The following is a 12,242-nucleotide window of genomic DNA, read 5'->3' as shown; positions in this document are numbered from 1 at the left end:
GCTTCGGCGCGCGGTCCTCGCCGAGCGCGTCGTAGCATTCCCCCACCTCCTCCATGAAGATCATGGAGGAGACGCCGTCGAAGATCGTGTGGTCGAAGACGATGACCAGCCGCAGATCGCCCTCGGCCAGCTTGACCTGCCTGGCCCGGAACAGCGGCGCCCGCTCCATGTCGAACGGCACGACCGCGTCCGCCCTGGCCAGGCGGGCCAGCTCCGCCTCGGCGGCGGCCGGCGGCAGGTGGGTCAGGTCCGTCTCCGTCAGCGCCGTGGGCGGCGCGCCGGGGCTGACGATCTGCACGACCTGCCCGTCCCGGAACTCGAACGTGGTGCGCAACGCCTCATGGCGCCGCACCACCAGATCGATCGCCTGCTCCAGCCGGCGCGGGTCCACCGGCTGCCTGGCCCCCATCGGCATCAGCATCCCGATGTTGTAGACGGCCAGGTCGGGCTCGAAGCGCGACAGAAACCACATCCGCTCCTGGCCGGAGGAAGCGGGGAAGGCATCACTCACTGTCCATCGCCTCTCGCAGGCTCTTCGGCCGCATGTCGGTCCACACCTGCTCGATGTGCTCCAGGCATTCGTCCTTGGTGCCGGAGAAGCCGGCGTCGTACCAGCCGGAGGGGTTGTCCCGGTCGGCGGGCCAGATGGAGTACTGCTCCTCGTCGTTGAGAACGACCTTGGTCTCTGCGCTCATGCGGAACTCCGGGGGAGGCGGGGGATGGTCTGGGTGGCGGGAGCAGGCGTGGACCGCGCGGCGTCGATCAGGGCGGCGACCTGGGCCACGGTCGGCTCCTCGAAGAGGCTGCGCATCGGCAGCCGCACCCCCAGCTCCTTGCGGATGAGGGCGATGAGCTGGACCGCGATGAGCGAGTTGCCGCCCAGCTCGAAGAAGTCGTCGTCGATGCCGATGTGGTCGCCGCCGAGCACCTCGCCCCAGAGGCGGGCGATCGTGGCCTCGGCGTCGTTGCGCGGGGCGACGTAACCCTCGGCGGGCGCCTTGTCCTGCCGGTCGGCGACCGCCGCCGGATCGAGCTCGGTCTCGACGGTCTCCTGGGTCAGCGAGCCGACGCCGGCCATGAGCTCGGCCACCGTACTGGCGGCCACCACGACCTGGGGTCCGAGCGGGGCGGCGAGCAGCCGGCGCAGGGAGACGGCCCCGTCGGCCGGCCGGATGCCGACCGCGTCGTCGGCCACCTGGCCGGCCGGGGCCGCGCCCTGAGAGCCGGCGCTGGCGACGATCCCGGACACCACGGCATCGGTGTCGATCCTCCGGAGGACGTAGTCGAAGACCTGCACCAGCACCGTGCCGTCGGGCGCGATCAACGTGACGTCGACGACCAGCACCTCATCGGTGTCGGTGCTGGTGACGCGCAGGTGGCTCCAGAACGCCTCGGGCAGGCTCCCGCGCACGGTGATGCGGCCGTAGCCGAGCGGCAGGTAGTGACCCTCGATCTGGACCCAGCTGAAGGTGGTGGCGGCGTCGAGCAGGGCCGGGTGCAGCCCCCAGCGGTCGAGGTCGGCCAGCAGCACGTCGTTGGCCTCGAACAGGCCGAGCGCCTCCTGCCGGCCGATGTGCGTGGCGGTCAGGGTCCTGCTCCAATGTCCGCCCAGCGTGAGCAGGCCCGACAGCGGGACGCCGCCCTGCCCGTCCGCCGCGGGCACGCAGCGATCCATGATCGCGCGCAGGTCCACGCGGTCGGCCGGGGGCGGGTTCACCTTGGCCGCCAGCCCTCTGGCATGGGTGCCGTGCGACCCGCCGATGATGCTCTGCACCTGGAACTCCGCGCCGTCCGCCTCCGGGGTGAAGACCACCCGCACCTCGGCGGTCGCCCCGTCGGCCACCGACAGCGGTTCGACGAACACCACGTCCCGCAGCTCGACGAGCCCGTCGCCGGGCAGCACCGCCTCGGCGGCCGTCCTGGCCAGCTCCAGGTGACCGGTGCCGGGCAGCACCGGTACGCCGGAGATGCGGTGCTCGTCCAGCACCCAGTGCGTGCTCGGCGAGAGCGTGCCGCTGCACCAGTCGAGCCCCTCGCCGGCGTGCCGGGCGTCGAGGACCGGGTGGTCGATCGCCTTGATCCGGTCGCCGCGCTGCAACGCGACGAATCCGGCGGGCGCCGCGGTCTCCGCCGCCATGCCGACTTCCAGCCACTTGCCCCAGTTGACGCTGACGATCTGGGCCGCGTTCCAGCCTTGCCCGGCGCGGGCGTGCGCGTCGAGGAAGTTGTTGGCCGCGCAGTAGTCGATCTGGCCGAACCCGCCGGCCACCGCGGTGATCGACGAGCAGAGCACCACGGCCTCCATCTCCAGGTCGCCGAAGGCCTCCCGGAGCGCCAGCGTGCCGAGCACCTTGGGGCGGAGCACGGCCTCGGCCGCCTCCCTCTCCTTGATCTGGGCCATGCCGCCGCCGGGCAGGCCGGCCGCGTGCACGAGCACGTCCACCCGGCCGAAGGCGGCGAGCGTTTCGTCCCTGACCCTGCGCATGTCCGCCGGATCCGTCACGTCGGCGGCGAGGGTCAGCACGCGAGCCCCGGCGGCCTCCAGCCGGCGGATCGCCTCGACGGCGCGCGCCTCGCGGGCCGACCGCGGCGGGCCGCCGGGCAGCCCGCTCCTGGACGTCAGGACGAGGTTGACGCGGGCGCGCGCCACCAGGTCCTCGGCCAGCGAGATGCCGATGCCGCCCAGACCGCCGGTGATCACGTACACCTGGCCGTCGCGCGGCTCACCCGGCTCGCTCGCCACCTCCACCTGCTCGTATCCGAGCAGCCACCGCTTCCCGCCGCGCAGGGCGACCGGGGTCAGCAGCCCGGCTTCGCCGGGCTCCGCCTCGCGGCCCAGCTCGGCGGCGACCCCGCGCACCGCGTCCCGATCGGCCGCGTCGATGTGGCGGACCCGCAGCCACGGCGTCTCCAGCGGGACGACCCGGGCGAAGGCGGCCAGCGTCGCATGCTCCGGCCTGGTCAGATCGTCGCCGACGACGTCCATCGTGCCCGCGGTCACCAGATCGAGCTGCACGCCGTCCGGCGGCTGGGCCGCCGAGAGCGCCTGCACGAGACCGAGGACACCGAAGAAGCCGCGGTCCTGCGCCGCCCACGTGTGCTCGCCGCCGGTGAGGGCCCAGGCGTGCACGATCCGCTCGGGGATCGCGCCGACCGCTTCGAGCAGCGCGTCGTAGTCCTCCCGTACGGCCGGCCGTACCGTGAAATATCCGTCGGAAGTGCCGAACGCGGTGCCCGGCCGTACCTCCGTGACCTCGGCCCCGGAGGCGCGCAGCGCGTCGGCCAGCGCGGCCGAGTCCTCGTCCACGAAGGCCAGGCAGCGGGTGATCGGCGCCGGCGTCGCCGGGCCGGCGGGCGCCTGGCGCCAGACGGGCACGCCGTACCACTGCTCGGGCGGAAGGGGCCCGTCGGCCTGCCGCGGGCGGGCGACGCCGCCGGCGAAGGCGCCCTGCGGGTCCGGGTCGATCCAGGCACGCTGCCGCTCCCACGGGTAACCCGGCAGCGAGACGCGGAAGCCGGGGCCGCCGAAGTCGTTCAGCTCGATGCCGTGGACCCAGAGCGCGCCCACGGCCCGCGAGAAGACCGCGACGTCACCGGCCCGGTCGCGCGGTCCGGGCAGCGACGGCAGCGGGGCGATCGCACCGGCGGGCAGCTGGGTGTCCGCCAGGCCGGACAGTTGCCGGCCCGGCCCGCACTCGATCATGATCCACTCGCCGTCGGCCAGGAGCGCCGAGACGCAGTCGCCGAAGCGGACCGGCTCGCGCACGTGCCTGGCCCAGTAGGACGGGTCGGTGGCCTCGGCGGCGGTGATCCAGGTGCCGGTCACGTTGGACAGGAACGGCCGGCTCGGCGCGGCCGGCCCGACGGCCGCGACCAGCTCGCGGAACTCGCCGAGCATCGGCTCCATCATCGCCGAGTGGAAGGCGTGCGAGGTGCGCAGCGGCGTGCAGCCGATGCCCTCCTCCTCCAGCATCTCGGCCAGCTCCCTGACCGACTCGGACGGGCCGGACACCACGCACGTGCCGGGGCCGTTGACGGTGGCCACGGAGACGTCGTCGGGCAGCATCGGCGCGATCTCGTCGGGCATGAGCTGCACGGCCAGCATGGAGCCCGGCGGCATGCCCTGGATCAGCCGCCCGCGCGCCGCGACCAGCCGCAGCGCGTCGGGCAGCGTGAAGACGCCGGCGATGGTGGCCGCCGCGTACTCGCCGATGCTGTGGCCGATCATCGCGGCCGGTTCGACGCCCAGCGAGAGCCAGAGCCTGGCCAGCGCGTACTCGACCGTGAACAGGGCGGGCTGGGTGAGCGAGGTCTGCCTCAGCGCCTCGTCCGCCTCCTCGCCGGTGGCGAAGATCTGCTCGCGCACGTCCAGGACGGCCGCGCACTCGTCGACCGCCTCACGGAAGACCGGCTCGTTCCGGTACAGCTCCGCGGCCATGCCGCCGTACTGGGAGCCCTGACCGGAGAAGAGGAAGGCCACCTGCGCGGGCCGCTTCGGCTTGGCGCCGGCGACGATCCGCTTGGGGTCGGCCAGCGCGGCCACCGCGTCCGCCGGTGACGTGGTGACGACGGAGGCCCGGTGCTTGAGCTCGCGGCGGCCCACCCGCAGCGTGAAGGCCACGTCGGCCAGGTCCGTCTCGGGGTGCGCGGCCAGGTGCGCCGCCAGCCGTTCCCGCGCGGCGGCCAGCGCCGACTCCGTCCTGGCCGACAGCCTCAGCAGGTGCGCGGGCCGCTCGCGGGGGAGCGGCGGGCGCGGCGGCGCCTCTTCCAGTACGGCATGCGCGTTCGTGCCGCCGATGCCGAACGAGCTGACCCCGGCGCGGCGCGGGTGGCCGTTTCGCTCCCACTTCGTCGGCGAGGAGACGACGTAGAACGGGCTCGACGGGAAGTCGATCTTCGGGTTGGGGCTCGTGTAGTGCAGGGTCGGCGGGATCAGCTGGTTCTCCAGCGCCAGCACGATCTTGACCAGGCCGGGGATGCCGGCCGACTGGCCGAGGTGGCCGATGTTGCTCTTGACCGAGCCGATGCCGCACCACTGGGTGTCGGCCGTGTGCTGCGCGAACACGCTGGACAGCGCGGCCACCTCGATCGGGTCGCCGAGCGCGGTGCCGGTGCCGTGCGCCTCGACGTAGGTGACCGTCCGGGGATCCACGCCGCCCACGCCCAGCGCCTGCGCGATCACCGCGGCCTGCCCGTCCAGGCTCGGCGCGGAGAAGCCCACCTTGCTCGCGCCGTCGTTGTTGATCGCGTTGCCCAGGACCACCGCGCGGATGTTGTCGCGGTCCTCGATCGCCTCGGACAGCCGCTTCAGCACGAGGACGCCGCCGCCGCTGCCCCAGATGGTGCCGCCGGCCTCGGCGTCGAAGGAGCGGGTGTGCCCGTCGGGCGAGACGATGCCGTCCTGGTCGTAGACGTACCCCTCGCCCTGCGGCAGGTCCAGCATGGCCGCGCCGGCCAGCGCCATGTCGCACTCGCCGTTGCGCAGCGCCTCGCACGCGATGTGCACCGCCACCAGCGCGCTGGAGCACGCGGTGTGCACGGTGTAGCTGGGGCCGCGCAGGTCGAGCTTGTAGGAGGTGAGGGTCGCGCAGTAGTCGACGTGGTTGCCCACCATGACCGCCAGCCAGCCGGCGTTCTTGTGGGCCTGGGCGTTGCTGCGGATGTTGCGCCACTGGTAGGCGTCCGTCCCGGTCCCGGCGTAGACCCCGATCTCGCCCGGATAGCGGAACGGGTCGTAGCCCGCGTCCTCCAGCGCCGTGTGCGACAGCTCGAGGAACAGCCGATGCTGCGGGTCGCGGACCTCCGCCTCCCTGATCGACATGCCGAAGAATCCCGCGTCGAAGTCCTGATGGTCGTCCAGCACCATGGCGGCGGGCACGAAATTCGGGTCGGACAGCATGCCTTCCGCCACGCCCAGCGCCCGTTGCTCCTCCAGGGTGTAGGTGGTCAGCGACTCGACGCCGTCGGCGAGGTTGCGCCAGAACCGCTGCGCGTCACCCGCTCCCGGGACCCGGCACGACAAGCCGATGATCGCGATCGGCTCAGCCGTGGGCTCGTCCGTCATGGGGCAGTCCCCTTCTCGTTGCGGTTCCTCAACCTGTCTCGTCGTACGGCCAGGCGGCGCGCCGCCCGGTCCAGCCCCGGACTGCCGCCCGCGCCGTCAAGATGAGCGGCGAGCGTGCGGATCGTGGGATGCCGGAACAGCTCCACGATCGGGATCTCGCGGCCGGTCGCCGCCTTCAGTCGCGCCTGCACGGCGGCCATGGCCAGCGAGTGGCCGCCGAGCTCGAAGAAGTTGTCGTCGGGGCCGAGCCGCGGCATGCCCAGCACGGCGTGCCACACCTGGGCGACCGTCCTCTGCGTGGGACCGTCGACCCCCTGCGCGGGACCGCCGGGGCGGCCGTCGGCCTTCGGCTGCTCGACCGGCCGCCCGCGCAGCGCGACGCGGTCCACCTTGCCGTTGGGCGTCAGCGGCAGCGCGGGCAGCTCCACCACCTCGGCGGGCACGGCGTGCTCGGGCAGCACGCGGCGCAGCTCCGCCAGGATCCGGTGCGCCGCCAGCCCCGGCCGGGCGGGCACGGCGTACCCGATGAGCCTGCCGCCCTCGATCACGGCCGCGGCGGCCCGCACGTCCCGGCAGGCGGCCAGCGCCGCTTCCACCTCGCCCAGCTCGACCCGGAACCCGCGCACCTTCACCTGGTCGTCGGCGCGCCCCGCCGGGGTGATCGTGCCGTCGGGGTTGAGCCGGCCGAGGTCGCCGGTGCGGAAGCGGTCGCCGGCGAAGCGCCGGCCGGTCAGCGCCGGATCCAGGTAGCCGGTGGCCAGGTGGCGGCTACGGACGACCACCTCGCCGAGCTCGCCCACACCGGCCCGCCTGCCGTCCGGCGCCACCACGATGATCTCGCTGCCCTCGACGGGGCGCCCGATCGGCACGATCTCCGGGTACGGCTCCACGAGCTCGTGCCACGCGTGCGCCTGCGGCGTCTCGGTCGTGCCGTAGAAGGCGACGAGCCGGGCATCGGGCACCAGCGAACGCAGCCTGTCCGCCTCGGCACCGGTGAACCGGTCGCCACCCACGCCGGCCAGCCGCACGTCGGGCAGCGTGGCTCCGGTGCCCGCCAGCATCGCCGCGAGCTGCGGCGTCAGATGCAGGACGGTGATCGCGTGCTCGCGCAGCCAGGTGGCGAGCTTGGCGGGATCGCGGACCAGCTCCTGGTCGGGCACGAACAGCTCGGCGCCCGCCGCGGCCGGGACGAACATGTCGCGCAGCGCCGGATCGTGGGCCAGGCCGGACAGGAGCGCGAACCGATCGTGCGGCCCGACGGCGAAGGTGCGGACGTACCAGGAGATGAAATGAGCCAGCGGCCGCTCGCCGGTGACGACCGGCTTGGGATCGCCTGTGGTGCCCGAGGTCATCGAGAGATAGCCGGGCCCCGGCAGATCGGCGCCGCCCTCGCGCAGCTCGATCTCGTGCTCCCGCAGGACCGCCCGGGCTCCCGCGGCGGCGATCTGCCGCTCCCGCACGGCAGGAGGGTACGCCGAGTCGATCACCACCCACCGTGCCCCCGCCGCCAGCACGCCGAGCAGGATCCCCGGCAGCTCGGGCACCCGGGAGGCGACGACGGCCACCACGGCCCCCGGCTCGACACCCGCTTCCCGAAGCGCCGCCTCGGTCCGCCGCCGCTCCCGCGCATGCGCGTCGCCGGCCAGCTCCAGCAGGCCGGGCCCGGCCCAGCCCGGGAGCTCCTCGTCGGGGGATTCGGGGCCTGCCCGCCCGGTCAGCAGCTCGCCGAGCAGCTCGACGTAGCCGCCGACCAGCGCCGCCATGCGCTCGGCCGTATAGAGGTCGGGGTTGTAGACCAGCTCCAGCGCGTAACCGTCGCGCTGCTCGCTCACGTACATGGTCAGGTCGAACAGCGCCCCCGGCAGCCCGGGCGGCAACGGCTCGCTCGCGCAACCGGCCAGCTCCAGCCGGGCCTGCGCGAAGTTGTACATGTTGAACATGACCTGCGTGATCGGGTTGCGGCTCAGATCTCGCGGCAGCCGCAGCGACTCCAGCAGCTGCCCGAGCGGCACGTCCCGGTGCCTGATCGCCGCGCCCAGCTCGGCAGCGCACGCCGTCACCTGCTGCGCGAAGTCCCCCTGAGGGCGCAGCCGCAGCGGCAGGACCTGCACGCACATGCCCACCAACGACTCGAACGCCACGTGCGGCCGGTCGGCGTACGCCGCTCCCACCACCAGGTCGTCCCGCCCCGACAGCCTGGCCAGCTGCCGGCCGAAGGCGGCCAGCAGCACCGCGTACGGGGTGGCCCCCAGTTCCGCGGCCAGCTCGGCCACCCGCCCGGCGAGCGTCGCGTCCAGCGCGCCCCGGCAGGAGGCGCCGTGGAAGGTCTGCGCGGGCGGCCTGGGCGCGTCCCTCGGCAGATCCAGCACCAGCGGGGCATCGCGCAGGTGCTCCCGCCACCAGCTCAGCGCCTGGCCGTCGCCGTGCCCGCGCAGCCAGCGCACGTAGTCGGCGAACCCGTGCTCCGGCACCTCGACCTGCTCGCCGCGATAGGCGACGGCCAGGTCCCGGTAGAGCACGTCCTGCGACCAGCCGTCGAACACCAGATGGTGCGCGGTCAGGCAGAGCACGTGCTCGTCCGGGCCGAGCCGGATGAGCCGGGCCCGGAACAGCGGCCCGGCGGCCAGGTCGAACCGCGCCCGCGCCTCCGCCTGCAACGCCTCGGCCAGCTCTCCGGGGGAGCGGTCGTCGATCGGCAGCGGCACCTCGCCCGGCGGCGCGACCGTCACCTCGGGGATCCCCTCGCGCGCGCCCACCCGCCAGCGCAACGCCTCGTGGACCGCCACCACGGCCGTGAGCGCGCGCTGGAGGCCGGCGGTGTCGAGCGGGCCGCGGATCCGCTCGGCCATCGCGATGTTGTGCGCGGTGGACGCCGGCGCCAGCTGCTCGACGAACCACATCCGGCGCTGGGCGGGGGAGAGCGCGGCCGGGCTCCCGGCGGGCGGCGCCGCCGCGGTCTCCTGAGGCGCGCGCTCCACCAGCGCGCGCAGCTCGCCGAAGGTCCTGGCCGCGTACACGTCCTCGACCGACACCGCGCGGCCCAGCTCCGCGCGTACCGCGGCCACCAGCCGCATCGCCCGCAGCGAGTGGCCGCCGCGCTGGAAGAAGTCGTCTTCGTCGTCCGGGGCGGGTGCCGCCAGCACCCGCGCCCAGATCCCGGCCAGCCCCGTGCCGCTTCCCCGCTCCGGACGGGACCGCGCCCGCAGCGTGGCGAGGTCGACCTTGCCCGAGGCGTTCAGCGGGAGGATGGCCAGCCGGACCAGCCTGCTCGGCAGCATGTACGCCGGCAGCCGCACCGCCAGATCCGCGCGCAGCTCGGCCAGGCCGGGCGCGTCCTCGGGCGTGACGTAGGCCACCAGCTCGCCCGCGAAGTCCACCACCGCCTGCAGCACCCCGGGATGCGCGCGCAGCGCCGACTCCACCTCGCCGATCTCCACCCGCTGCCCCTGGACCTTCACCTGGCGGTCGAGGCGGCCCATGAACGAGATCTGGCCGTCCTCCTCCCACGCCACGTGATCGCCGGTCCGGTACAGCCGCGCGCCGGGCTCCGCCGCGAAGGGGTCGGGCACGAAACGCTCGGCCGTCAGCCCCGGCCGGCCCAGGTATCCGCGGCTCACCTGCGGCCCGCCGATGAACAGCTCACCGGGCACGCCGGGCGGGCACTCGTTCAGGTCCTCGTCGAGGATGTGCGCCCGGCAGCCGCGCAGCGGCCGCCCGATCGGCAGCGGGCGCTCCCACACGCCGTCGAACTCGCCGCCCACCACGCAGACGGTCGACTCGGTCGGGCCGTACCAGTTGTGGAAGCGCGCGTGCGCCGACCACCGCGCCACCTGCTCGGGCCCGGGCGGCTCGCCCGCCGTCACCACGTCCTTCAGGTACGGCAGGCGCGCCGGATCCACCAGCGGCAGCAACGCCGGCGGGATGAACCCCCAGGTGACGTCGTGCTCCTCCAGGAAGCGCTGTAACCGGGCCGGATCCACCCGGTCCTCGTCCGGCACCAGCTGCACGCAGCCGCCGGCGGTCAGCGGGGCCAGCATGTCCAGCACCGAGACGTCGAAGCCCAGCGCGGAGAAGGCGACCGAGCGGCAGCTCGCGTCCAGGCCGAAGTGCGCGGCCGTCGAGGTGGCGAAGGCGACCGCGCTGCGATGGCTGACCACCACGCCCTTGGGCCGGCCGGTGGAGCCCGAGGTGTAGATGACGTAGGCCGCGTTGCCCGGCAGGGCGCCGCTTTCCCGCGGTGCCGTGTTGCCCGGCTCGGGATGGCTCTTCCGTGGTGTCGCGGTGCCTGGCTCGGCGTGGCTCTCCTGCGGGGTGGGGGCGCCGGCCGACGCCGGGACGAGGGTACGGCCGCAGCCCTCCAGGAGCTCCCGGCCGCGCCAGTCCGCGACGATCACCGCGATCCCGGCGTCCTCCAGCACCTCCTCCAGGCGCCTGCGCGGATGACCGGGATCCAGCGGCACGTAGGCCCCGCCGGCGAGCAGGATGCCCAGCACCGCCACCGGCATCAGCGGGGTCCGGCGGGCGCACAGGCCCACCCGCGTCTCCGGCCCGACGCCGAGCTCGCGGAGCCGGCCCGCCAGCACCCGCGCCTGCTCGACCAGCTGGGCGTAGGTCAGCACGTTCTCCCACTGCCGGACCGCCGGGGCAGCCGGGGTCCGCGCGGCCTGGGCCGTGATCAGACTGCTGAGGAGCGTCATCCTGCGGCCTCCACGCCCTGCCGTACCAGCCGGCCTTGCCGTACCGTCTCGAAACGCAGCAGGAAGCGCGGCGCGCGGACGGCGATCGCGGCGACCGCCCGGCCCAGCGGCAGGTGCGTCACCCGCCACTCCGCCAGCCGCGCCATCCCGGGCGTCGCTTCGGGCGCCACCTCGGGCGTCCACGTCGTGCCCGGCCGCTGCCCGGCGAACCCGAACAGCGCCGGATTTGCCCGCATCCCGTCACCGGCCGCCTTCAGCACCGCCTGCTTCGCCGTCCACATGCGCAGCGCGCTGTGCAACCGCAGCTCCTCGGGTAGGGCGGCCAGCTCATCGCGCTCCCGCTCGTCCAGCGCCTCCTCGAAAGGGGCCTGCTCGCCGGCCGGCGGGCGGAGGTGCGCGAGGCCGGCGCCCACCTCCCGGCCCGCCGTCAGCGCGACCAGCACGAGCCCGCCCGACTGGCCGAGGCTGCAGGTGAGCTCGGTCCCGGTGCCCGGCCTGGTGCCGCCCGGCCGGGTGCCCGGCTCGCCGCCGCCTGGCCGGGTACGCGGCTCGCCGGCTCCATGCTCGACCCCGTACTCCCTGAGCAGCCGCCGCCGCAGCACCGACTTGCCGACGAACCAGCGCCGGCGGTCCTCCTGCCCGAGCCTGGCCGCTCGTGCCGCCTCCCCGGGCGACAGCTCCTCGACGGCCGCGCACAGCTCGGGCAGTTCCTCAAGGTCGGCCAGCCACACGTGCACCTCGTCCGGGGCCGGGCGCTGCTGGGGGCCCGCCGCGATCGTCCGCGCCACCTGATCGCCGTGCGTGGCGAGGAAGAGGTGCGCGGCGTCGAGCGTGTGCAGGCGGAAGGTCGAGGAGGTGTGGCGGGCCCAGCCGAGCATGACGGGATGGGCGACCTCCCGGTCATGAGCGCCGGCGAAGGCGACGATGGGGACGTCGAGCGGCTCCTGCCGGGCGAAGCGGTAGCGGCGCAGCCATTCCATGTCCGTCCGCAGAGCGGGGATGAGCAGCGCCTTGACCTCGGGCTGCGTCCGTAACTCCGCGGGCGCGCCCAGCCGGTGGATCAGCTCCTCGATCAGGTCCTCGTCACCCAGGCCCGTCCACCGCCCCAGCGTCTCCCGGCGCTCCGGCGGGTGCGCGGCGCCGACGTAGAGGCACTCGGGCGCTCGCACGCCCAGCCGCCGCAGCTCGCGCACCACCTCGAAGGCGACCCGGCCGCCCATGCTGTGCCCGTAGATCGAGTACGGCGTGCGGTGGTGGGCGGCGATGGAGCGTGCGATCAGCTCCGGGGAGAGGGCCCCGGGTTCAGCAACCCGGCCTTCACGACCGGGGAGCATCACCACCCGTACGTCGAAGACCCCGTCGAACGCCTGCCGCCACGCCCAGAAGGCGGAGACGTCTCCACCCGCGTAGGGGAGGCAGAAGAGGAGTGGAGTGCCGGGCGGGTGTCGCCTCAGGGAGGCGAACGGTGTCTCGGGTAGCAC

General features: G+C 74.3%; 5 protein-coding genes (1 of these 5 only partly in view). All 5 read right to left on the bottom strand.

Annotated elements, in window-relative coordinates:
• Tightly spaced (each overlapping or abutting the next), the 5 genes in view from ETD85_RS00350 to ETD85_RS66635 form a layout consistent with a single transcriptional unit that may run on beyond the window.
• Window positions 1-511 carry the 5' end (the start) of a non-ribosomal peptide synthetase gene (locus ETD85_RS00350; protein ID WP_138687521.1) on the bottom strand. The gene continues 2,630 nt to the left of window position 1, outside the view, so only the first 511 of its 3,141 coding nucleotides appear in the window; its start codon is at window positions 509-511; its stop codon lies beyond the left edge, outside the window.
• Window positions 504-695: an MbtH family protein gene (locus ETD85_RS00345; protein ID WP_138687520.1), complete on the bottom strand. Its 192-nt coding sequence runs from the start codon at window positions 693-695 to the stop codon at window positions 504-506. The genes ETD85_RS00350 and ETD85_RS00345 overlap by 8 nt, the downstream gene beginning before the upstream one ends.
• Window positions 692-6,064 carry a type I polyketide synthase gene (locus ETD85_RS00340; RefSeq protein ID WP_138687519.1) on the bottom strand — a complete coding sequence of 1,791 codons (5,373 nt, stop codon included), beginning with the start codon at window positions 6,062-6,064 and terminating at the stop codon, window positions 692-694. The genes ETD85_RS00345 and ETD85_RS00340 overlap by 4 nt, the downstream gene beginning before the upstream one ends.
• On the bottom strand, window positions 6,061-10,761 hold the full coding sequence (locus ETD85_RS00335) for a non-ribosomal peptide synthetase (protein ID WP_138687518.1): 4,701 nt from the start codon (window positions 10,759-10,761) through the stop codon (window positions 6,061-6,063). The genes ETD85_RS00340 and ETD85_RS00335 overlap by 4 nt, the downstream gene beginning before the upstream one ends.
• Window positions 10,758-12,242, bottom strand: a complete 1,485-nt coding sequence (locus ETD85_RS66635) for a thioesterase domain-containing protein (RefSeq protein WP_170246432.1) — start codon at window positions 12,240-12,242, stop codon at window positions 10,758-10,760. Before ETD85_RS66635 ends, ETD85_RS00335 begins: the two co-directional genes overlap by 4 nt.

The organism is Nonomuraea zeae (genome assembly GCF_005889725.1).
GTDB classification, from domain to species: domain Bacteria; phylum Actinomycetota; class Actinomycetes; order Streptosporangiales; family Streptosporangiaceae; genus Nonomuraea; species Nonomuraea zeae.
Note: the sequence above shows the minus strand (reverse complement) of the source record. Positions and strands in the feature narration are given on the sequence as shown.

What these genes read in the sequence shown, in the direction of transcription:
- ETD85_RS00335 (WP_138687518.1), bottom strand. Translation starts at nt 10,761, where the DNA reads ATGACGCTCCTCAGCAGTCTGATCACGGCCCAGGCCGCGCGGACCCCG.
- ETD85_RS00340 (WP_138687519.1), bottom strand. Translation starts at nt 6,064, where the DNA reads ATGACGGACGAGCCCACGGCTGAGCCGATCGCGATCATCGGCTTGTCG.
- ETD85_RS00345 (WP_138687520.1), bottom strand. Translation starts at nt 695, where the DNA reads ATGAGCGCAGAGACCAAGGTCGTTCTCAACGACGAGGAGCAGTACTCC.